This window comes from Nocardia sp. Marseille-Q1738 (assembly GCF_965283145.1).
The window spans coordinates 345129-370938 of sequence record NZ_CBDIMS010000004.1; the positions used below are offsets into that span (position 1 = coordinate 345129).

A 25810-nucleotide genomic window follows, 5' to 3' on the forward strand; every position below is an offset into this window, starting at 1 on the left:
ACGTGTCAGTTGTCGGTCTGCCTGACGGCATAGACCTCGTGCAGTTCGGTTCCGGCCAGGCTCGGGTCCTGCCGTGTTCGCGTGAACAGCCCGTGCCGGCGCAACAGTTGGCAGAACTGTGCGAGACGGTCGTCCCGGTCGTGGACCTCGGCGACGACGGTGCGAATGCGTGGCCAGTCCGCTTCGGCGATACCACGCAGCACGTCCAGTTCCGCCCGCTCGACATCGACCTTGAGCAGCCCGATCTCGTCCGTCGGAGCGTGCTCGGCCAATATCGCCGAAACCGTGGTGACCTCGACGTCTATTTGCTCGCCCTCGTGCAGGCCGTCGGTGATGAGTGCGATCGCCTCGTCGTTCAGGCCGCTGTTGCGCAGGTAGATCGCGGTGGCCTCGTCGTCGGCTTCGCGGTCGGCATACAGACCCGAATTCGCCGACGCCCGCGGGTACCAGGTGAACGGCGCGAACCCTGGCGCCGCTGCGACGGCAACCTGCAGTGGCACGCCATCAGGGACATACGTGCCCATATTGCGCTCCAGGCAATCGAACGTCATCGGAGCCGGCTCGGCGGCGATCACCCGAACGCCAGGGCAGGTGTCGGCGAACACCATCGCGCTCAGTCCGATATTCGCGCCGATATCTAGTGCGACGTCTCCGGGTCGCAACCGCCCGGCGGCACGCCGATAGAACCCGTCCGTCGACATCTCGCCCCACAGCATCCGCGCCTCGGCCGGACTCGTGCAGGCCACCGTCCTGCCGTCGTCGAGCCGGAGTTGCTGGAATTGCTGGAGAGTCGTCAGCATTCGTTCATAAACCTTTCGAGGACGGGGCCGATGACGGCCAGTGCATACGGATGGGTCAACTCGAGATGACGTGCTTGGACAACCGTGTTGTGCAGGTCGCCGGTAATGAAGGGTCGCCACGTCTGCACGACGGCGTCGTGGTCGGCTCGGTCTTTTCCTGCGGTGAAGAAGACCAGGTCTCCGTCGAAGACTTCCGGCCGGTAGTCCTGGGCGATGCCGCTCGCGGTTTCGAAGCTCTCCATGACCCGATCGGCCTGGTCGGCGGTGAACATCCCGGTTGCGGTCACCTGATCGCGGATGACGGCCCACGCCTGCTCGTTGCTGTCGACCGTCACGTCGGCACCGAGGTCGAACAGCTCGCGCCACCCGCCGAGCAGGTCTGCCATCAGTTCGCCCGGCGCGGCCTCGTCCGCGGTGGTGTTCATCGCCGCGGCCAGGGCCTCCGGTGCGCCGACGGCGCTGTCCATCATGGCCAATGTGCCGACCTGCTCACCATCGCGCTGGAGCCGCACCGCGATGGCGTGCGCGATCGTACCGCCCAATGACCAGCCGAGCAGGTGGTACGGCCCGGTGGGTTGTACTCGGCGAATCTCCGCCACATAGCGTTCCGCCAGTTCGGCTACGGATCGCGCACCTGGCTCACCCGCCACCACATGGGGATCCTGCAAACCGTAGATCGGCCGATCCTTGTGCAGGTGTTCGACCAGTCCGCCGTAGAACCAGGCCAAACCGCCCGCGGGATGCACGGCGAATACCGCGCGCCTCGGTCCGTTCGCCCGCAGCGGAAGCAACACTTGCAGACCGGAGCCGCCCTCCGCGCCGTCCGCTCGGCTCGCGAGCGCCATCGGCGTCGCGTCGTCGAACATCCACGGCAACGCGATCGTCACGCCGCGGGCACGCAGTTCGGTCACCACCATCGTCGCCAGCAGCGAATTGCCACCCAGGTCGAAGAATCCGTCCGACGCTCCGACCCGCTGGATGCCCAGAACCTGCGCATAAACGTCACAGATCGTCTTCTCCGTGTGGGTTCGCGGCGCGGTGAACTCGCTCGCCGATTCGTCGAAATCGGGCGCGGGCAGTGCTTTCCGGTCGAGCTTGCCGTTGACGGTCAACGGCAGCTCGGGCAACACCATGATCGACGAAGGCACCATGTAGCTCGTCAGGACCTGAGCGGCGGCTACCCGGACCTCGCCCGGATCGATCCGCTGTCCGTCGGCGCCGACCACGTATCCGATCAGCTGATCCACGCCGCGGTCGTGCCGATGCACCGCGGCCGCGGCCTGGGCGACGTGCGGATGGCGCAGCAGCGCCGACTCCACCTCACCCAGCTCGATCCGGAAACCGCGCAGCTGTACCTGTGCGTCGGCACGGCCCACGTACAGCAACTCCAGTCCGCTCGCGGACTTGCGCCACCGGCCCACATCTCCCGATCTGTACAACCGGGTGCCGCGCGGATCGAATGGGTTCGCCACGAAGCGTCCCGCGGTCAGCGCGGGAGCTCCGAGATAACCACGCGAGAGTTGCCCACCGGCCACATAGATCTCGCCGACGGCTCCGATCGGCACCGGCCGCAACCGGTCATCGAGGACGTACACCCGCAACCCCGGCAGCGCAGCCCCGATCCCGGCCGACGCGGCCTGCGTGACCTCCGAGAACGTCACGTGCACGGTCGTCTCGGTGATCCCGTACATGTTCACCAAGCGCGGCGATCCCGGCGCGTGGACGGCGAACCAACCGCTCAACCGCGACGCGTCCAGCGCTTCGCCACCGAAGACGACGTAACGCAAGGCGAGCTCACCGGCAGGGCAGCCGGATTCACGATATCTGCGCTCCGCGTCGGCGAATCCGTAGAACGCCGAGGGAGTCTGACTCAATACCGTCACGCCCTCCCGTGCCACGACGTCCACGAACGCCTCCGGCGACCTGGATGTTTCGTAGTCGACGACGACCACCTTGCCGCCGGTCAGCAACGCACCCCAGACTTCCCAGACCGCGAAATCGAAGGCGTATGAATGGAACATCGTCCACACGTCGTCGGGGCCGACATCGAACCGCTCGGCCGCGTTCGTGAACAACGTGACCGCTTCCCGATGACCGACCGTCACCCCCTTGGGGCGGCCGGTCGAGCCCGAGGTGTAGATCACGTAGGCGACGTTGCCCGGCCGCACACCCGACCCGACCGATGTGGGAGCGCCCGCGGTGTCCACGCAGTCCTCGACGAACACCACCGGCGCCGCGTATTGCGGTACCGCCGAGGCGATCTCGGCCGACGTCAATACCGCCGCGGGGGCCGCGTCGTCGAGCACGAACCGCAAGCGCTCCGGCGGGTACGCCACATCCAGCGGCAGATATCCCGCACCCGCCCGCACGACGCCGAGCAGGCCCACGATCAGCTCGATCGAGCGTGGCAACGCCACGGCCACCAGGGCTTCCGGCCCAACACCGTGCTCGGCGAGCCGAGCGGCCACCGCGTCGGCGCGCCGAGCCAGCTCCGCATAGGTCAGCCGCGACTGCCCATCGGTCACCGCGACCGCGTCCGGCTGTGCGGCGGCCCTGGCGGCGAACAGCTCCGCGAGCGTCGTCTCCGCGACTGCGACGCCATCGTCGCCGGACGCGTCGAGCAATTCGCGCCGCTGCGCGGGACCCATGAGGTCGATATCGCCGATGGCGACCTCCGGGTTCGCGGTCACCTCCTCCAGGATCCGCACGTAGGACTGCGCGAACCGCGTCATCGTCTCTGCCACGAAAAGATCGGTGGCATAGGTCAGCCGGCCCACGATGCCGTCCGGACGACCCTGGTCACCGAGCCGCTCGACGAGTTTCAGGTTCAGGTCGGCCTGCGCCGGTTCGAACCCGTTCTCCACCGGCTCGACCGTGAGCCCCGGCAGCTCCAACGCGGCCTTGCCGAGGTTCTGGACGTCGATCGTCACCTGATACAGCGGAAGATGCGCGGTCGACCGTGGCGGATTCACCGCCTCGACCACCTGCTCGAAGGGCACGTCCGCGTGCGCGAACGCGGCCAGGTCCGTTTCGCGGGTGGCGGCGAGCAATTCGGTGAACGACTGCCGCGACGACACCCGCGACCGCAACACCAGCGTGTTGACGAACATGCCGATCAGATCGTCGAGTTCGCGTTCCCCGCGGCCGGCCACCGGGGTGCCCACCGCGACGTCGTCGACCCCGGCGAGCCTGGACAGCAAGACGGTCAACGCGGCGTGCAGGACCATGAACACCGTCGCGTTCGACTGGCGTGCGATCGCGCCGACGCGCGCCTGCACCGCGGCCGGGATGTCGAATTCCACTGTGCTGCCGCGCATGGACGCCACCGGCGGCCTTGGCATGTCGGTCGGCAACTCGAGCAGCTCGGGCAGCCCGCCGAGGGTGTCCGTCCAGAAGCGCAGCTGCTGGGACATGACCGAGCCCGGATCGTGCTCGTCGCCGAGCACTTCGCGCTGCCAGAGGGCGTAGTCCGCGTACTGGACCGGAAGGACCGGCCACAACGGCTGCGTCCCCTGCCTGCTCGCCTGGTAGGCCAGCGCCACGTCCCGCGCGAGCGGCATCATGGACTGTCCGTCGGCGCAGATGTGGTGCACGGCGATGACCAGAACGTGTTCGGTGGCATCGAGTCGGAACAACTCGATGCGCAGCGGCGGCGCCTGTGTCACGTCGAAGCTCGCCGAGACCGCGGCGACCGCCCGCCGCATGAGCTGCTCTTCGTCGATCCGGACCGCCGTGAGTGCGGGTACGACTTCGCCGGCGGAAACCGTGACCTGATGCGGTGTTCCGTCGGTCATCGGGAACTTGGTCCGCAGCGACTCGTGCCGGTCGATGACCAGTTCGCACGCGCGCTGCAACGCGTCCAGATCGAGTTCGCCTTTCAACCGGATCACCAGCGGGATGTTGTACGCGCCGATGGAAGTGTCCAGCTGATTGAGGAACCACATCCGCTGCTGTGCCAGGGACAAGGGCACCAGCGCGGGCCGAGTGCGTGGCTGCAGCTGCACCCGCGCCCGCCGCTCGGAAGCCGCCAGACGTGCGGCGAGTTCGGCGACGGTCGATGCTTCGAACAGGTCCCGGACGCTGATGCTCACGCCGAGCGCCGTCCCCAACTGTGCGGTGACCCGTGTCGCCGACAGTGAGTTGCCGCCGAGGTCGAAGAAGTTGTCGGCTGCTCCGACTCGTTCGACGCCCAGAACAGTGGCGAACACGTCCGCGACGCGTCGCTCGGTCTCGGTCCGCGGCGCGACCCACTCCCGGCCCTCGGAGAATTCCGGTGTGGGGAGCGCCAGGCGATCGAGCTTGCCGGTCCTGGTGAGCGGGAGTTCGCCGAGGACCATACAGGCGTCGGGCACCATGTGCGCGGGCAACCGCAGCCGCGCCGCGCTCCTGACCTCGTGCGGATCCACCTCCTCGTCGCCGACGAGGTAGCCGACGAGCCGATCGATGCCGCGCTCGTCCTTCCGCAACACGACGACGGCGTGGTCCACTCCCGGATGTCCGGCCAGGACGGCTTCGATTTCACCCAGTTCGATGCGTTGACCACGGATCTTGACTTGGAAATCGCTGCGGCCGAGATATTCCACGGTGTGCTCGGGCGTCCAGCGCGCGAGGTCACCGGTGCGGTACATGCGCGAGCCTGCTTCGCCGAACGGATTCGCCACGAACGCACCCGCCGTCACCGCGGGCCGGTTCACGTACCCGCGGGCCAGTTGCACGCCCGCGAGATACAACTCCCCCACCACGCCGACCGGCACCGGCCGCAACCACGCGTCCAACACGACGGCCTCGACGCCACCGATCGGACCACCGATCGTCACGACATCACCGGGGTGCAGCGGATTACTGATCCCGGCCAAGATCGTCGCTTCGGTCGGCCCGTACCCGTTCAGCAGTTGCCTGCCCGGAGCCCATACGGCGACCGTTTCCGGCGTCACCGCCTCGCCTCCGGCGATCAGCACCTGCAACGAGTCCAGTCCCTCGGGCGACATCGTCGCCAGCACGCTCGGTGTGATGAACGCGTGCGAGACGCGCTGCGCCCGAATCAATTCCGCGAACTCGGGGCCGCCGAATACATCCGGCGGCGGCAACACGAGCACAGCGCCGTTCGCATGGGCGAGCAGCACCTCGTGCACCACCACGTCGAACCCGGGAGCGGCCGCTTGCAGTACTCGCGAGCCGCTGTCCACGCCGAACCGATCACGCTGTACGGCGGCGAAATTCGCCAAGCCCTCATGGGTTACCGCGACGCCCTTCGGCGTTCCGGTCGACCCCGACGTGTAAAGGACGTAGGCGGTATCCCGGACGTGCGGAGTCCGTATCCGCTCCGCGTCGGTCACCGCGGCCGACGACCGCGCCGCGATCGACTTCTCGGTGTCCGGGTCGTCCAGAACCAGTGACCGGACCAGGTCCGGCAGCAGTTCCCGGGACGCGTCGACCGTGAGCGCCACCCGCACATCCGAGTCCGCGAGCATGTGCAGGACCCGCTCGGCCGGATTCCGCGGATCGACCGGCAGGAACGCCGCGCCCGCCTTGGTCACCGCCCACATGCCGACCACGAACTCCACCGACCTGGCCATTGCCAACGCGACCTGATCGCCCGGGCCCACACCCCAGTCGATCAACTGTCGCGCGACACGATTCGACCAGGCGTCCAATTCGGCGTAGGGCAGCGTGCGCTCGTCCGAAACCACCGCTGCCGCAGTGGGATTCACCGTCACACCAGCGGACAGCAACTCCGCCAGCACGCGCGGTGACTCGGCACGGCCCCCCGAAGCGGGCACCAGATCGCGCCGCTCGCCGACGGACAACAGATCGACCGCACCCAGCCGCGACCGCGGATCGGTCGTGATGGCCCGCAGCACGGTCTCCAGCCGCGCGGCCAGGCCGGACGCCGTACGGTCATCGATGCGGGCCCGCTGGTAGCGGATCCTGACGTGCAACTCGTCGGTCTGGTGCGCCTGGACGGTGATCGGGTAATGCGCGGCGTCACTTCCGTCCGACGAGACCACGCGCATGCCGTCGATATCCGCGTCGCCGAGCCCGCTGCTGTCGACCGGATACGACTCGAAGACGACCAGGGTGTCGAACAGCTGGGCGGTGCCCGCGGCCGACAGGATCCGGGACAGTTCGACGTCGTGATGGTCGAGCAGGCGGGTGTTGTCGGCCTGCAACCGGTTCAGGGCGTCCTCGATGGTCCAGTCCCGGCGCACCTGCGCCGCGACCGGAATCGTATTGATGAACAGGCCGATCATCGACTCCACGCCCGGCAGGTCGGCGGGACGCCCCGAGACGGTGCTACCGAACACCACGCGTTCGGCGCCGAGCAGGTTCCCCAGGACCGTTGCCCAGGCGAACTGCACGATCGTCGCCATCGTGACCGCTCGTGCCCGGGCGAACTCCACCAATTCGGCGGTGACGGCCCGATCGAGCACGACCTCGAGGTCGATCGGGATGTCGACCGTCGTATCGGTGCGCGAATCGGCGACCAGCGTCGGTTCGGTGAAGTCGCGCAGCACGTCGCGCCACACCTCGACACCGGTGGACAACTCACGCCGATCCAGCCATTCCAGGTACGTGCGATACGACGCGGCGGCGGGCAACAGGTCGGTCCGGGCGCCGACGGCGTACAAACCGATCAGTTCACGCCACAGCAGCGGCAGCGACCAGCCGTCCAGCAGCAGGTGGTGTGCGGTCAGCACCAGCCGGAAGTCCTGTGGCGCCACCGCGATGAGCAGGAACCGCAGCAGCGGCGGATCGGCGGGATCGAACGGAACCGCCCGCTCGGCCGCGATCAGCTCCTCCGGCGTCATCGTGCTGCCGGTCAGGTCGATTCTTCGCCACGGCACGGCGGTCGCGGCGGGAACGACCTGTGCGGGAACGCCGTCGGCCGTCCGGACGAAGGCGGCGCGCAGGTTGGGATGCCGCGCGAGCAGCGCTGCCGCCGACCGTTCGAGCCGGTCCTCGTCGACTACGCCGGACAGACCGAGCACCGATTGCGCGGTGTAGACGTCGATTTCGCCTGCCGCGAGTTCGGCGTGGAAGAGCAGTCCTGCCTGCAGCGGCGCCAGTGACCATACGTCGGTCAGGGTCCCGTACCGGCCGGCGAACGCGTCCAGGTCGGACTGCGTGACGTCGACGAGCGGAACGTCGGAGCGGGAGAATCCCCAGTCGTCGTCCGCCCGGGCCGCGGCGGCGATCCCGGTGACGGCCTCGACCCATTCATCGACGAGTTCGGCTACCTCATCGTGATCGAGCAACCGCGAGGCGTATCCGACGTGCGCCGACAGCCGCGGTCCGGCCGCCGTGTCCAGGATGTTCACGTCGATCGTGACCACCGCGGCCGCGGGCATGTCCGGATCGAACGCGGCCCGCCGGTCGAACTGCTCGTCGGTCGGAATCCAGGCGAGGTCGGACAGCGTGGCGAGATCGACGCCGACTCGGCCGAGATTGTTGAAACTGATCTGCGGCTCCGGCGCTGCGGCGAGCCGGTCGGCCGTCTCGGTGTTCAGGTAGCGCAGCAGGCCGTAGCCGATGCCTTTGTCGGGGATGTCGCGTAGCTGGTCTTTGACGGACTTCACCGCCGCGCGCGGGTCCGCCGCCTCGATGCCGCTCAGATCCAGCGCCACCGGGTAGGTGTTGGTGAACCAGCCCACCGTGCGGGACAGATCTGCTCCTTCGGCGATCTGCTCCGCGCGCCCATGGCCTTCCAACAGAACTTTCATGCCCGCGTGCGCGATGCCGCGCCGACTGCGCCAGCGAGTCAGCGCCACGGTCAGACCGGCCAGCAGCGCGTCGTCGACGCTGCCGCGGACCGCCGTGGGCACCGCGTCGAGCAACGCCGAGGTCACGTCCGTCGGGATGGACACCGTCAGATGGCGCACGGTCGACTGGGTGTCGACGGCGGGATCCAATGCCGCGCGGCCGAGCAGCGGATCGTCCGCCGCACCCATCCGCTGCCACAGCTCGAGCTCATCGACGCGGTCCGCGGCCGCGTCGGCCAACACGTGCGCCCAGCGGCGCATCGAGGTGCCCTGCGCGGGCAGCTCGACCGCTCGTCCCTGGACGACCTGCTGCCAGGCGGCGGCGAAATCGGGGATCAGGATCCGCCAGGACACCGCGTCGACAGCCAGGTGGTGGATCACGATGAGGGCGCGGGCATCGGCGTCCACACCCGATTCCGGGAGCAGGCACACGACCTGCAGCATCCTGCCCTCGGCCGGGTCGAGGCAGCCGGAGGCCTCGGCAAGTGCCTTTTCCAGTACGGCGGTGAATCCGTCGCTGCCCGGCCCTTCGTCCGTGCGGAAGGTGCGGGTCAGCACCGAACCGGCGGCGTCGACGGTGCTCGCGGGCAGTACCTCGAGCAGTTGTGCGCGCAGCCGCGAACGCAGCAGGTCGTGCTGGTCGAGCACGGCCTGCACGGTCGAGGTCACGTCCTCGGCACGCGCGTCACCCGGCAAGCGGACCAGCATCGACTGGGCGAATCGTGGTGCCGCACCGAGTCGCTCGGTGAACCAGGAAACGACCGGCGTGAACGGGATTTCGCCCACGCCGCCGCCGGGCAGTTCCTCCAGCGTGACCCGTTCCGCGGCGTCGGCCACGCGGGCCAGGGCCCGAACGGTCTTGTGCTCGAAGATGTCCCGAGCGGTGACGATGACGCCGGCCGACTTCAGCCGGGAGGCCAACTGGATCGACAGGATGGAATCACCACCGAGCGCGAAGAACGAGGTGGTCACCCCCACCGACGCTGTGCCGAGCACGTCCGCGAACGCGGCCGCGATCGTGCGCTCCAGGTCGGTCTCGGCCGCGACGCCATCCTCGCCCGCGGGCTGGAAGGCCGGTTCGGGCAGCGCTTTCCGATCCACCTTGCCGGTCGAGGTGATCGGCATGCGGTCGAGCACGGTGAGCGTCGACGGCACCATGTGCGCGGGCAATGCCGCGGCGACGTGATCGAGCACGGCGCTCGGTTCGACGACGGTTCCCGGTTCCGGCACGATGTACGCGGCGAGCAGCGGCTGCCCGCCGGGTCCGCGGCGGGTCACGGTCACCGCGGCGGACACCCGCGGATGGGTGAGCAGCGCGGCGTCGATCTCGCCGAGCTCGATGCGCTGGCCGCGAATCTTGACCTGGAAGTCGCTGCGGCCGATGTATTCCAGTGCACGCCGTGCATTCCAGCGGACGATGTCGCCGGTGCGGTACATCCGGGAACCTGGACCACCGTAGGGATTCGCGACGAACGCGGCCGCCGTGGCGCCGCGCCGGTTCAGGTATCCCCGCGCCAGCTGAGCACCCGACAGGTACAGCTCCCCCGCGACCCCAACCGGCACCGGACGCAACCGTGCGTCCAGCACCATGGCTTCCGCACCGCGGATCGGGCCGCCGATGGTGATCGGTTCGGCAGGCCGCACCGGGTCGCTCATCGTGATCACGATCGTGGTCTCGGTCGGACCGTAGACGTTGTGCAGCTGTCGTCCCGGTGCCCAGGCGGCGATCAGCTCCGCGGGTACCATCTCGCCGCCGACCGCGAGCATCCACATCGACTCGAGACCGGCGGGCGACATCGTCGCCAGCACACTCGGCGTCAGGAACGCGTGCGACACCTGATGCCTGCGGATCAACTCGGCCAGATCCGGGCCGCCGAACACGTCCGGTGGCGACACGACCAGTGACGCGCAGGCGTAGTGCGCCATCAACGCTTCGAGCACGACCGCGTCGAAGGCTGGCGAAGCCACTTGCAGCACCCGCGAGGTGGCGTCCACCCGATAATGCTCGCGCTGCGCGGCCGCGAAGTTCGCCAGCCCCTCGTGGGTGACCACGACGCCCTTCGGCGTTCCCGTCGATCCGGACGTATAGATCACATACGCCGCGTCGTGAACCCGCAGCGCGCGACCGCGATCCGCGTCCGTGACCTGGTGGCCGGACCGAGCGGCGATCTCGGCGGCCGAACCCGGATCATCGAGCACCAGCCATGCGACACCGTCCGGCAGCGACGCGCGTGCGGCCGCGAGCGTGATCCCGGCCTCGGCACCGGAATCGTGCACCATGTGCGCGATTCGCTCGAGCGGATACCGCAGATCGACCGGGACGAACGTCGCGCCGGTCTTCGCTATCGCCCACATCGCGACGTGGTAGTCGACCGACCGCGGCACGGCCAGCGCGATGCACACTCCCGGCCGCGCACCTCGAGCGAGCAGCTGACGGGCGAGCCGGTTGGCCCGCTGGTCGAGCTCTCCGTAGGTGAGCGTTTCGGCCTCGCCGATCAGTGCGACCGCCGAGGGGTCCGCCGCCACGGCCGACGCCAGCAGATCGGGCAGCAAGCAAGGCTGCGCGGCGTCGCCGCCCGTCGCCGGGAGCAGTTGCTCGGTCTCCTCGGCGCTCAGCAGCCCGATCGCGCCGATCGGGCGGGCCGGATCGGAGGTGACCGCTTCGAGGACACGGACGAACCTCTGCGCCATCGACATCGCGGTGGATTCGCCGAAAAGATCGGTGGCGTAGATGATTTCGCCGTCGATACCGGAGGGTCGAGCACCGTCCACGCGCTCGGTCAGCAACACCGTGAGGTCGGCCTTCGCCTGCGCGATGCCGGGATCGAGGAGTTCGACTCCGACGCCGGGCAGCTCGAACCGGGCCGCGCGGGTGTTCTGCAACCCGAACATCACTTGGTACAGCGGCGAATACGCCGTCGAACGCGGGCGGCCGAGGACGTCGACCAGCCGTTCGTAGGGCAGGTCCGCGTGCGCGAGCGCTTCCAGGTCGACGTCGCGTACCTCGGTCAGCAGTTCCCGGAACGAGCGGTCGTCGTGGACCCGCGTACGCAACACCACCGTGTTGACGAACATGCCGACCAGATCGTCCAGCTCCGGCCTGCCGCGACCGGCGACGGGGGTGCCCACCGAGATATCGTCGCTGTGCGCGGTGCGCGCCAAGAGAATCGCCAACGCCGCGTGCAGCACGACGAACACGGTGACGCCCTCGCGGTGCGCCAGCCGCACGATGTCCTCGTGCAGCCGCGCGGGCAGTTCGAAGCGGACGTTGCCGCCGGCCGTCGAGATGGTGGCGGGCCGCGGCCGGTCCGTCGGCAAGCCGAGCAGTTCCGGCGTGTCGCCGAGGACCTCGCTCCAGTACTGGATCTGGCGCGCGATCAGCGACGCCGGATCGTCCTCGGAGCCCAGCATCTCCCGCTGCCACATCGCGTAGTCGGCGTATTGCACGGGCAACGGTGCCCACCCCGGAGCGCCGCCGCTCACCCGCGCCCGGTAGGCGGCGAACACGTCGCGGGCGAGCGGAGCCATCGACGAGCCGTCGGCCGCGATGTGATGAACCACGAGCACCAGCACGTGATCGTCGGCCGCGGTGCGATACAGCCGCGCCCGCACCGGCACCGACTCCGCGATATCGAATCCTGTTCCGACGGCGGTGCCGATCCGATCGGCCAGTTCCGTCTCGCCGCCGACCGGCTCCGGGTCGAACACCACGTCCGCGCGCATCTCCGCGGCATCCTGCACGACCTGGCAGGGCTCGCCGTCGATCGACGGATACACCGTCCGCAACGGCTCGTGCCGAGTCGCTACGTCGAGGAACGCAGCGCGCAGCGCGTCGATGTCCAGCGGGCCGGTCAGCCGGGCGGCGAAGCAGATGTTGTATGCCGCCGAGGCGGTGTCGAACTGGTTGAGGAACCACATCCGTCGTTGCGCTGCCGCCAGCGGGATGGCCGCCGGGCGTGGCCGCGGCGTGAGCGGTACAACCGCGGAACCGGTTCGCGTCGCGATACGTTCGGCGAGTCCGGCGATCGTCGGCGCGTCGAAAATGTCGCGGATGCCGACATCGACGCCGAGGGCAGCCTGGGCTCGCGCCGCTAGCTGAGCCGCGGAGAGCGAGTTGACACCGATTTCGAAGACGTTCGCCGTCACGCTCACCCGATCGGCGCCGGTGAGCTCCGCGACCAGACGCGCGAGCACCGCTTCGCGGTCGGTGCGCGGCGAGACGAAGGCCTCGCCGGTGTCGAACACCGGCTGGGGCAGCGCCGCGCGGTCGAGCTTGCCGTTCGCGCTGAGCGGCATCGCATCGAGCACCTGCACGCCGTCCGGAACCAGGTAGGGCGGCAGCGTCCGGGTGAGCTGGTCGCGTATCGCGCGGCCATCGATCACCGCGCCCGGCGTCAGCGTCACGTAGCCGACGATTCGTTCCGCCGTCGCGATCGCCACCGCACGCGCGACCTGCGGAATCGCATGCAGTGCCGCTTCGATGTCACCCGGTTCCACCCGCTGGCCGCGCACCTTCACCTGGAAGTCGCTGCGGCCCAAATACTCCAGCTCCCCGGATTTGCGCCACCTGACCAGGTCGCCGGTGCGATACAGCCGCTCGCCCGCCGCGCCGAACGGGTGCGCGACAAAGGAGCCGCAGGTGAGGTCGGCACGCCCGTGATAACCGCGCGCCAACTGGACGCCCGCGACGTACAGTTCGCCGACGACACCGACCGGCACCGGTCGCAGCCGCGAGTCCAGGACGTACACCATCATCCCGGCCGCCGGTGCACCGATCGGGACCGTCGTCGTGGTCGCCACGTTCGGCGAGCACGGCTGAGCCGTGACGACCTCCGCCTCCGCCGGTCCGTACCAGTTCACCAGGTCCGCGTTCCCGAACACGCGCGCCGCGGCGTCGACGGTCCGTTGCGCCAGCGCCTCACCCGCGACGAATACCCGCCGTACCGTCGGCAACTGCACGCCCGTGGACGCGAGGAGAACATCGAGCATCGACGGAACGAAGTGCACCGTGGTGATCTGGTGACGCACGATGACGTCGGCCAGGTACGCCGGGTCGCGGTGCCCGCCGGGCTCGGCCACGACGATGTGCGCGCCGGTCTGCAACGGCCAGAACAACTCCCACACGGCGATGTCGAACGTGATCGGAGTTTTGTGCAGCACCGCGTCGGACGCGTTGTGCGGCCACTGCCGCTGCGCCCACGCCAACTGGCTCATGGTCGCGGCATGGGTCAGCGTGACGCCCTTCGGAACGCCCGTGGAGCCGGAGGTGAACAGCACGTAGGCGATGTTGTCCGGCCGCAGCGGCGCACGCCGCTCCGCGTCCACGATCGGTCCCTCGGGCAGACCGGCGACATCCAGTCGATCGATCGGAACGGACGCACAGGTGCCGGGCAGAGCCTCGCCATCGGCGGATGTGGTGAGCATCACCAGCGGCTGTGCCGTGCTCAGTACGTTCGCGATCCGCGCGCTCGGGTGATCCGGGTCGATGGGCAGGAACGCAGCTCCCGCTTTCACCACCGCGTACAGCGCCGTGACGAGCTCGGCCGACCGGCGGATGGCCACCGCCACAACAGTTTCCGGACCGGCACCACGTGCGATCAGCCACCGGGCCAGACGATTGACCCGCGTGTCGAAGTCCCGGTAGGTGACCGCGCTTCCGCCCGGAAGGCAGAGCGCCGGACTCTCCGGGGTGCGCGCGACTTGTTCGTCGAATGCGTCGACGAGCGTCCGGCCGGGTGCGGCGGAGCCTCCGGTGTCATTCCATCGCTCCAGCACCTGGTGCCGTTCGGCATCGTCGAGCAGGTCGATCGCACCGACGGTCGACTCGGCGTCGGTCGCGGCGGCGTCCAGAACCCGGATGAATCGCTCGGCGAAGCACCGGATGGAGTCCTCGTCGAAGAGGTCCGTGGCATAGGTCAGGCGCAACGTCATGCCGGTCGGCTCGTTGTGCGTACCGTGGCCTTCGGTCATCATGAGCAGCAGGTCGTAGATCGCGGCACGCTCGCCGGGGTCCACGCTCTCGACGGTGAGATCCGGAAGTTCCACGCGCGCCTGCGCCATGTTCTGGTAGGCGAGCAGCACCTGGAACAACGGCGTGTGCGCGGTCGACCGCGCCGGGTTCAGCGCGTCCACCAGTTGCTCGAACGGAACGGTGGCGTGGTCGAAGGCCTCGATGTCGGTGCGCCGCACCTGATCCAGCAGACTCAGGAAGGTCTGGTCGAGGGTGATCCGGGTGCGCATCACCAAGGTGTTGACGAACATGCCGACCAGGTTGTCCAGCGACCGGTCGCCACGACCCGCGTGTGGCACACCGACGGTCACGTCATCGCTGCCGGACAACCGCGACAGCAACACCGCCAGTGCCGTGTGCACCACCATGAAGGTGGTCGCTCCGGCTCGGCGCGCCAGCGCCTCGACCCGCCCCTGCAGTTCACCGGGGATCGCCACATGGATCACCGCGCCGCGCTGGGTCTGCTCGATCGGCCGCGGCCGGTCGGTCGGCAGCTCGATCAGATCCGGTATCCCCGCGAGCTGGGTCCGCCAATAGGCGATGTCGCGGGCGACGTACGAATCCGGGTCGTCCGCCGAGCCGAGCACCTCGCGCTGCCAGAGGGCGTAATCGGCGAATTGCACGGCCAGCGGCGACCAGTCCGGCGCGTGTCCGCCTGACCGCGCCCGATAGGCCGTCACCAGATCCGCGGCCAGCGGTGCCACCGAAAAGCCGTCGCAGCTGATGTGATGCGCGGCCAGCGCGACCGTCCATGCCTCGTCCGACAGCTGGTACAGCGCTATGCGCACCGGCACGCCCTTCGCCACGTCGAAACCGACGCTGGAGAACTCAGCGAGCAGGCGGGAGAGGTCTCGCTCGCCGACCGGCTGCGGCGTGAGATCGAAGGTGGCGAGAACGTCGGCCGCGTCCAGCACGACCTGCGCCGGCGTGCCGTCGACGGCCGGATACACCGTCCGCAGGCTCTCGTGCCGCTCGACGACATCACCGATGGCCGCTGTCAGTGCCTCGAGGTCGAGGATGCCTTCGAGGCGAATCGCCAGCGGCACAATGTATCCCGGTGCATCCGGATCGAACTGGTTGAGGAACCACATCCGGGTTTGCGCGTGCGACAGCGGAATACGATCCGGGCGCGGTTTCCGGACCGGCGCGGGAAGGCTCGGCACCGCACGCAATCGCGCGATGCGCTCGGCGAGGTCGGCGACGGTCGGCGCCTCGAAGATGACCCGGACCGGGATGGAGACGTCGAGAACGTCGCCGATGCGGCTCAGCGCGCGAGTTGCGATGAGCGAATTGCCGCCCAGATCGAAGAAATTGTCATCGGCGCCGATCTCCGGCCGGTCGAACAGTTCGCCGAAGACCGCGGCGATGGTCTGTTCGACGAGCCCTCGCGGCGCGCGGTACTCGGTCTGGTCATCGCTCGGGTCCGGTGCGGGCAGCGCTCGGTAGTCGACCTTGCCGTTCGCGGTGAGTGGGATCGAGTCGATCCGGAGCACCGATGACGGCACCATGTAGGCGGGCAGCCGGTCCAGCAGGAAGGCCCGGACCTGCTTGGCGTCCAATACCTCTCCAGCGACCACGTAGGCCACCAGGCGCTGATCGCCGCCGTCGGTGCGTACCTGCGCGACGGCCGCGCTCACCTGCTCGTGGGCGACCAGCGCTGCCTCGATGTCGCCGAGTTCGATCCGCAGGCCCCGCACCTTCACCTGGGTGTCGGCGCGGCCGACATAGCGCAGGCTGCCACCCTCGTCCCAGCGAACCAGGTCGCCGGTGCGGTACAGGCGGGAACCGCTCGCGTCGCCGAAGGGGTCGGCGACGAACGTCGCCGCCGTCAGACCGGGACGTTGGTGGTATCCGCGGGCCAGCTGAACGCCGCCCAGGTACAACTCGCCGGTCACGCCGATCGGGACCGGATGCAGCCGCGAGTCCAGCACGTGGACGACCACGTTCGCCTCGGGCACACCGATCCGAACCGCGACGCCGTCGACCGCGTCGACGCGGTGGGCGGTCACGCTGACCGCGGCCTCGGTCGGTCCGTACAAGTTGTCGATGCGCGCGCCGCTGAGATCTTTGAAGCGCCGGACGGTCTCGGCCGGAAGGGCCTCACCGATGCACAGCACCCGCCGCAGGTCCGGGAATTCGTGCCCAGCGGCCACCTCGAGGAAAGCCGAAAGCAAGGACGGCACGAAATCCACGGTGGTCACGCCATGTTCGGCCATCAGCCGGGCCACGGCGCGGGGGTCGCGCTGCGCGTCGGGGCCCGCGACAACCAGCGCGGCACCACAGGTCGACGCGGAGAACAGTTCCCAGACCGACAGGTCGAAGGTGACCGGCGTCCGCAGCAGCATGATGTCGTCGCCGCCGAGCCGGTAGTGCTCCCGCATCCACCGGAGCTGATTCACGACCGCGGCATGCGGTACCGACACACCCTTCGGCACGCCTGTCGAGCCGGAGGTGTAGATGACGTACGCCAGATCGTCCGGATGCAGCGGCCTGGTCCGATCCGCGTCCGTCACCGGCGACGCATCGGTGCGCTCGGCCACGAGGCCCTCGAGCGCCCATACCGGCACGTCATCGGGCAGATTCGCCCGGTCGGCCGGACGGGTGAGGACCGCCGTCGGCCGCGCGGCGGTGAGGACCGCACGCACACGCTCGACCGGATGATCCGGATCCAGCGGCAGATAGGCCGCACCCGCCGCATGGATCGCATACAGCGTGACCAGCAGATCGACCGAGCGCTGCATCGCGACGGCCACCACGGTGTCCGGGCCGACACCGCGTCCGATCAACGCTCGGGCCAGCGAGTTCACCCGTGCCGCGAACTCGTGGTAGCTGAGCCGAGCGCCACCTTCGGCGTCGAGTACCGCCGTGCTGTCCGGTGTGGCCGCCGCCTGCGCGGCGAACAAGTCCGCGATCGTCATCGGCGGCGCTTGCGTCGTGACGCCGGTCGAATAGCCGGCCAGCTCGCGGGCTTCGGCCGCGGTCAGCAGATCGATGTCGCCGACGGCGCGGGCGGGATCCTCGACCACCGCGCGCAGCAGCAGCAGATAGCGGTCGAACATCGAGGTTATCGTCGCTTCGTCGAACAGGTCTGTCGCGTAACCGAATTCGACCGCCATCTCGCCCGGTTCACCGTCCGGCTCCAGGGCGTCGACGAGATTGAGATGCACGTCGTATTTGGCCACACTCGGATCGACCATCCGCGTCGACACCGTCAGGCCCTCGAACTCCACGGTGGGAATCTCGATGTTCTGGAACGAGAATCCGACCTGCGTCAACGGTGCGTGCGCCGTCGTGCGCGGCGGATTCAGCACCTCGACCAGGCGCTCGAACGGGATGTCGGCGTTCTCGAAGGCGGCCAGGTCGGTGGCCCGGACCTGGTCCAGGATCCGAAGGAAGGACGCGCCTGGCTCGATCTGGGTCCGCAACACCAGTGTGTTGACGAACATGCCGACCAGGCCGTCGAGTCCGGGCTCGCCGCGACCGGCGATCGGCGTGCCGACCGCGATGTCACCGGTGCCGGAAAGCCGTGCCAGCAGCGCCGCGTACGCCGCGTGCATCACCATGAAGACGGTGGCGTCATGGCGGCGGGCCAGCGCGACGACCGCACGATGGAGTTCGGCGGGCAGGGTCGTCGACAGTGTCGCGCCGCGGAACGACTGCTTCGCCGGCCGTGGACGGTCGGTGGGCAGGTCGAGTACCTCGGGCAGATCGGCGAGCGCGCCGAGCCAATACTCGGTCTGGGCGACGGTCGGACTGTGCGGGTCGTCCTCGCTGCCGAGCAACTTCCGTTGCCACAAGGTGTAGTCCGCGTACTGCACGGGCAGCGGCGCCCACTGCGGTGCCTGGCGCCGCACGCGGGCCTTGTACGCGGTCATCAGATCCGCGGCGAGCGGTGCGAGCGACGACCCGTCGAAGCTGATGTGATGGACGACGAGTACCAGTGTGTGCTCGTCGGGTGCGCTGCGCAGCAACGCGATCCGGAACGGCACCTCGGAGGTGACGTCGAATCCGGCCGTCACCTCCGCGGCGATGCGCGCCTCGATCTCGGCCGGTGCGACCGGCACCGGCGTCAACCGGGGCAGCGCCGTCTCCCGCGAGACGATCACCTGGTGCGGTCCGCTGTCGCTGTCCGGGTAGACGGTGCGCAGTGATTCGTGGCGTTCCAGCACATCCGCGATCGTCGCCTGCATCGCGGCCACGTCGAGATCGCCCGACATCCGGACGACCAGCGGAATGTTGTATACCGCCGAGGTCGTGTCGAATTGGTTGAGAAACCACATCCGAGCCTGAGCGGGCGAGAGCGGGATCCGGTCCGGTCGCTCCTGTGGGACAAGCGGCTCCCGTCCCGCCGCCTCGGCGGTGCGCAAGCGCTCCGCCAATGCCCCGACGGTCGGCGTCTCGAAGATCGCGCGCAGCGGCACCTCGACGCCGAACGCGGCGCTCAGTCGCGCCGCCGCGCGGGTAGCCGACAGCGAGTTACCGCCGATATCGAAGAAGCTGTCCAGGACGCCGACGCGATCGATGCCGAGGACGTCCGCGCAGATATCGGCGACAATCCGCTCGGCCGCGTTGCGCGGCGCCACGAACTCGGTGGCCGGAGCGAACTCCGGTTCCGGCAATGCCCGTCGATCGACCTTGCCCACCGACGACAGCGGGAGCGTGTCGAGCACCATCACCGTGTCCGGGACCATGTGGGACGGCAACCGTTGCGCGGCGTATTTCAGCAGCTCCGCGGTATCGACAGCATCGTCAGCGGGCACCACGTAGGCGGCCAGTCGCGATCCGCCGTCCGTGCTGACGCCCACCGCCACCGCCGTCGCCACCGTGGGATGTCCGGCGAGGACAGCCTCGATTTCGCCGAGTTCGATCCGTTGCCCACGGATCTTCACCTGGAAGTCGGTGCGGCCCAGGTACTCCAGGGTGTGGTCGGCGGTCCAGCGCGCCAAGTCGCCGGTGCCGTACATGCGCGTACCGGCCGGACCGTAGGGGTTGGCGACGAACGTGACGGCCGTGGCGGCGGGGCGGTTGAGGTAGCCACGGGACAGCTGCACGCCGGAGACGTACAACTGACCGGCCACACCGACCGGGACGGGCCGCAGGCGGGCATCCAGCACCACCGCGTCGACGCCGCGGATCGGGCCGCCGATCGTGACCGGGTCGCCGACACACAGCGGATCGCTGATCGCGACCATGATCGTGGTTTCGGTGGGCCCGTACCCGTTGTGCAGCCGCCGTCCCGGCGCCCACACCGCCACCGTCTCGGCCGACACCGCCTCGCCGCCCGCCACCAGCACCTGCAAAGAATCCAACCCGGCAGGTGACATCGTCGCCAGCACACTCGGCGTCACGAACGCATGCGAAACCTGCTGCGCGCGAATCAACGCCGCCAGCTCGGCCCCGGCGAACACCTCCGGCGGCGACACCACCAACACCGCGCCGTTCGCGTGGGCCATCAGCAACTCGAGCATCACGGCGTCGAAGCCAGGAGCCGCCACCTGCAATACCCGCGACCGGTCATCGACCCGATACCGTTCCCGCTGCTCGATGGCGAAATTCGCCAGACCCTCATGCGTGACCGCCACGCCCTTCGGCGTGCCCGTCGACCCCGAGGTGTACAGCACGTACGCCGTATCGAGGATTCGGCAAGGCCGCAGGCGATCCGCGTCGGTCACCGCGGCGGAGGACTGCGCCGCGATGAAAGCGTCCACCCCCGGGTCATCGAGGACCAGTTGCCGCACATGTCCGGGAAGCAGGGAGCGTGTGGCGTCGACCGTAATCGCGACTTCCACGTCGGAGTCGGCGACCATATGCGCCACCCGCTCGCTCGGGTACCGCGGGTCGACCGGCACGAACGCGGCGCCGGCTTTGGCCACCGACCACACCCCGACCACGAACTCCACCGACCGCCCCATCGCGAGCGCGACCTGGTCCCCCGGACCCACTCCCCACTCGATCAACACCCGCGCAACACGATTCGACCAATCGTCCAACTCCCCGTACGACACCACACGCTCCCCCGACACCACCGCGGGCGCACTCCGGTCCCCCACCGAGAACACCTCCGCCAACACCCGCGGAGTCTCCGCACGCCCACCCGACGCCGGGACCAACCCCAGCCGCTCCATCCCCGACAACAGATCGACATCGCCCACCCGCGCCCGCGGATTCGACACGAACGTATCGAGGGCCCGATTCAATCGCGCGGCCAGCTCCTCGACCGTTTCCCGATCGAACAGGTCGGTGGCGTAGTTGATCCGCAGCGCGACATCGCCGCCGCCGGCGGTGTTCTCCGCGACGGTGACGATGATGTCCACCTTCGCCGGTTCGGCCCCCGGATCGAGGAGCTCGACCATGAGCTCGGACAGTTCCAAGCTCGCGCGGTCCATGTTCTCGAAGGCGAGGTACACCTGGCACAGTGGCGCGTAGGCCATCGACCGCTTCGGGTGCAGTTCCTCCACGACGCGCTCGTAAGGCAGGTCGCTGTTGGCGAAAGCATCGACGTCGGTGTCTTTGACTCGCGCCAACAACGCGATGAACTGCTCATCGGAACGTATCTCGGTGCGCAGCGGCACGGTATTGACGAACATGCCGACCAGCGGCTCGAGCGCCCGCTCGCCACGACCCGCGACCGGGGTCCCGATGGTGATGTCCGCCGAACCCGACATACGGGCCAGCAGCACGGCCAACGCGGCATGGACGACCATGAAGGTCGTGACGTTGGCCGTGCGGGCCAACCGCTCGATTCCGGCGAAGGTCTCGGCCGGGATCACGGTGTCCGCGATGTCGCCGAGCATGGATTGGCGCGCCGGGCGCGGGCGATCCGCGGGCAGTTCCAGCACCGGCGGCATGCCCGCCAGTTGCTCTGTCCAGTACCGCAACTGGCGTGCCGCGAGCGAATCCGGGTCGCCCGCGTCGCCCAGCAGCCGGCGATGCCAGATGCTGTAGTCGGCGTACTGCACGGTCAAGGGCTGCCAGTCGGGTGTCTTGCCTTCCGCCCTCGCCTCGTAGGCGATCGCGACGTCGGCCGCGAGTGGCCGCAGCGACGACCCGTCGCAGCAGATGTGGTGCAGGACAACGACGAGCACATGCCGTCGCCGGTCGGCGGTTGCCAGCAGCGCGACCCGGATCGGCGGGCGTCCACGCAAGTCGGTTCCGATCGAGGCCAGCTCGCGAATCCGGTGCGCGATGTCGTCGGGGTCGGTCGGCTGCGGGGTCAGATCGAGATCGGCGACGACCTGTTCCGCGGGCACGATGACCTGTGTCCCCGCACCGTGCACGGCGGGATAGCAGGTGCGCAGCGACTCGTGCCGATCGATGACGTCCGTCAGCGCCGCGCGCAGCGCCTCGGCGTTGAGACGTCCGGACAGCTGCACCACGAGGGGAATGTTGTAGGCCGCCGACTCCGGATCGGCCTGATTGACCAGCCACATCCGGTTCTGTGCCGGCGCCAGCGGGATGGGCTCGGGTCTCGGCGCCGCCTTCAGTACGGGCCGGTCGGAGCGGTGCCCGTCCTCGAGCTGCGCGGCGAGTTCGGCGACCGTCGGCTTGAGGAACAGGTCGCGCACCGACACGTCGCACCGGGTGACCTCCGCGATGCGCACGGCCGCGCTGGTCGCGGTGATCGAGTTGCCGCCGAGTTCGAAGAAGCTGTCCAGCACCCCCACCCGCTCCGTGCCGAGCACCTCGGCGAACACGTCGGCGATCGACTCCTCGACCACCGTGCGCGGTGCGACATACGCCGCGGCGGAATCGAACACCGGCTCCGGCAGCGCCCGGTAGTCCACTTTGCCGTTGACCGTCAGCGGGACCGCGTCGATCACGACGATGCTCGACGGCACCATGTACTCCGGCAGCAGTGCACCGACGTGCGCGCGGAGGACGTCGGCCGCGCACGTGGCGTCGCCGGCGGGCACGACGTACCCGACGAGCCGGGCCGCCTCCGTGCCAGGGAGATGGACGACCACCACCGCCGCCGCGACAGTGTTGTGCGTGAGCAGCGCGTTGCGGATCTCGTCCAGCTCGATCCGGAACCCGCGCAACTGCACCTGCTGGTCGGCGCGGCCGCGATATTCCAACTCGCCCTGATGATTCCACCGCGCGACATCGCCGCTGCGATAGAGACGCTCACCCGCCGTGCCGAACGGATTGGCGACGAAGCGTCCCGCGGTGAGTGCGGGACGGTTGAGATAGCCGCGAGCGAGTTGGTCTCCCGCGACATAGATCTCGCCCCAGGCGCCCAGTGGGCACGGACGCAAGCGATCGTCCAGGACATATGTCCGCAAGCCCGGCAGCGCCGGACCGACCGTGCTCGGCGCGCCCGGCACCGCGATGTCCGGGGTCAGGTCGGTGTAGGTGACGAAGACAGTCGTTTCGGTGATCCCATAGCTGTTGGCCAGCACGGGCAGGTTCGGATTGTGTTCGTACCAGTCGGCCAACCCGGCCGGGTTCAGCGCTTCGCCCGACAGGATGACCAATCGGAGGTCGAGCTCGCCCTCCGGCGCACCCGCATGGGCGTACCGCTGGTGGGCGGCTGCGAATTGATAGAACGCCGACGGTGTCTGGCTGAAGACGGTCACCTTCTCGCGTGCCGCAAGACGCACGACGTCGTCGGGTGAACGCGTGGTGAGGCTGTCCACCACGACGATGCGGCCACCGGTGACCAGCGCGCCGAAGATCTCCCAGACCGAGTAGTCGAAGGCGAACGAGTGGAACAACGTCCACACGTCCTCGGACCGGATTCCGATCTCGGCACACGAGTTCACCAAGTAGGTCGCGACGGCGCGATGGGTGATCGACACCCCCTTCGGCCGACCGGTCGATCCGGACGTGTAGATGACATAGGCGAGGTGGCCGGGACGCAGCTGGCTCTTCCGATCCGCATCGGTGATCGGAGCCGCGGCATCGTCGCCGGTAGCGGAAACCTCGTCGAACAACACCACGCGGCCGGGATCGCCGGGCACCTGCGCACGCATGTTCCGAGTCGTGACCACGGCGATCGGACCGGCGTCGTTCAGCACGTATTCGAGCCGGTCGGCCGGGTGGGCCACATCCAGCGGAAGATAACCGGCGCCCGATTTCAGCACGCCCAGCACGGCGACGATCAGATCCGCGTCGCGTGGCATCGCGATGGCCACCAGCGATTCCGGTCCCGCACCGAGCGCTATGAGCCTGCGGGCGAATCGGTTCGACCGCTCGTCCAGCTCGCGGTAGGTGAGGGCGGTCTCACCGGAGGTGACGGCCACGGCGGACGGCGTGGCGGCCGCCTGTCGCGCGAGCAGATCGACCAATGTCGCGGAAGGGGATTCGCCGTCGCGCCCCGCGAGTTCCTCGACGATCCGCAGTTCTTCGGCCCAGCCGACGAGCTGGATGTCGGCGATGCGCGTGTCCAGCGGCGACTCCATCAGCCGGGACAGGAAGTCGATGAACCGGTGCGTATGCGATTCCAGTTCGCCCTGTCCGTACAGGTTCGCGTTGCCGTGCAACTCGATGAGCAGCGGTGCGTCGGCGCCGGAGCGGTACAGGTTCAGCTGCAAGTCGTCGAGCGCGCCGGAGGTCAATGCGCGGTATCGGCCCGCGGCCGCGCCGAGGCGAATCTCCGAGTCGAAGAACAGGATGTTGACGATCGGGCCGAACGAGTTCGCGGACGCGTCCAGCGCATCCGAGTCACGGCGCAGATCTTCGAACCGGTAGAGCTGGTGCCGCATTGCCGAGACCAGCTCGGACACCGACGCCCGGACCACGTCTTCCACGGTGGTCGTCGCATCGACGGCGAACCGGATCGGCACCATGTTCGCCAGCATCGCGGCGGCATTGCGCAGGCGCTTGGTCACGCGCGCGCTCACCGGCATCGACAGCACCACGTCGTCGGTGCCGGTCATCCGGGACAGGAACGCGGCGAACGCGGCGATCACCACTTGGGCGGCAGAGGCTTCCATCTCCTCGGCGAACCGGTCGAGCATGTCGGACACCCGCGACGGGAGTTGCAGGCCGGCGACGCGATCGACTTTGGTGGACCGCGCGGTGCGGCCGGACAGGCTCACCGGAATCGGCAGGTCCGCGACCTTGTCGAGCCAGTACGCCCGATCGGTCTCGAACCGAGCGCTGGCGCGATAGGCGCGCTCCGCCTCGATGATGTCGCTCAGACTGGCCGCGACCAGTGGCGTCGGCGGCCTGCCCTCCAGGATCGCGTTGTAGTGCTCGGCCATCCGGGAGACGACGTTGAACGCGCCGTAACCGTCGACCACGAGATGATGGGCGCGTCCGTACCAGAAGTAGTGGTCGTCGCCGACCTTGATCAAGCGCGTCGCGGTGAGCCGGTCCCGGCTCAGGTCGACCGCCTTCGTGTTGTAGTCGCGGCGCATCCATTCCATCGCCGCCGCGACCGGATCGTCCGCGTCACTGAAGTCCAGCACAGGATCGTCGTAAACGATGCCGCGATCGACGAATTGATAAGGGCGACCGTCGTGCTCGACTACCCGTACCACCAAGGATTCGGTTTCATGCCCGGCGTCGTTCACCGCCTTGGTGAACGCGTCGACATCTACCGAGCCCTCGACCTCGACATAGTGCGCGATGTTGACAGCCGGTCCGCCGGGCATGTGATCGGCGAGCCACATGCCGTACTGCGCCCTCGAGAGTGGAATCAGCCCCAGATCGCCGTCGGCGGTTCCGTCTGACTTCAAATTCATCGCGTGACCCCTCATTCATACCCGGACGCGCGCGAACGCAGCGGAAGCACGCCGGCTCACCGCATCCGAAATCTGCCTTTTATATGCACTTTGTCTACTTCGAAGCGGCGCTACCCCTGCTCGTCAACGCGCCGGTCAGATACCGCGTACAGCTCGATCCATGCGCGCCCCGAATCTCAACCGGGCCCCGCGCAGACTTCTACGGCGACTCCCACACCTCCCGTTCATCGGCATTTCTCATGCCTCAAAATCTGAAAACAAGACTTTTGAACATGCGGTGAAGCAGGAACTCTCAGGTGGTACAAGCTATCTGGCAGCAGTCTGGCTCAGTGTAGTCATATCGACCGCCCAACTTCGTCTGCGAGCCGGGCGTTTCGATGTCGATTCGAGCGGGGTGACCGCGACGCATCCGCTCGACTCGACCGTGCCGCATCCATATCGTTCGCGACACCGTCTGTGATACAAGCGGATCTACCGTGGTCAACCCGGTGATCCGGGATGGTACATCCTACGTTCGGATCGAAACCTGCCCCGGATGGGCGGCCTTCGCCG

2 protein-coding genes are annotated in these 25810 nt (G+C 68.5%); both read right to left on the reverse strand.

The features are described 5' to 3' along the window. Nucleotides 1–5: 5 nt before the first annotated feature. Nucleotides 6–800: an FkbM family methyltransferase gene (locus ACWPXK_RS18315; RefSeq protein WP_454197344.1), complete on the reverse strand. Its 795-nt coding sequence runs from the start codon at nucleotides 798–800 to the stop codon at nucleotides 6–8. Further along, nucleotides 794–25258 carry a non-ribosomal peptide synthase/polyketide synthase gene (locus ACWPXK_RS18320; protein WP_454197345.1) on the reverse strand — a complete coding sequence of 8155 codons (24465 nt, stop codon included), beginning with the start codon at nucleotides 25256–25258 and terminating at the stop codon, nucleotides 794–796. The genes ACWPXK_RS18315 and ACWPXK_RS18320 overlap by 7 nt, the downstream gene beginning before the upstream one ends. Nucleotides 25259–25810: the final 552 nt, after the last annotated feature.

Bases quoted from the DNA above. Each gene is read 5' to 3' on its own strand.
- ACWPXK_RS18315 (WP_454197344.1), bottom strand. From the start codon at position 800: ATGCTGACGACTCTCCAGCAATTCCAGCAACTCCGGCTCGACGACGGC.
- ACWPXK_RS18320 (WP_454197345.1), bottom strand. From the start codon at position 25,258: ATGAATTTGAAGTCAGACGGAACCGCCGACGGCGATCTGGGGCTGATT.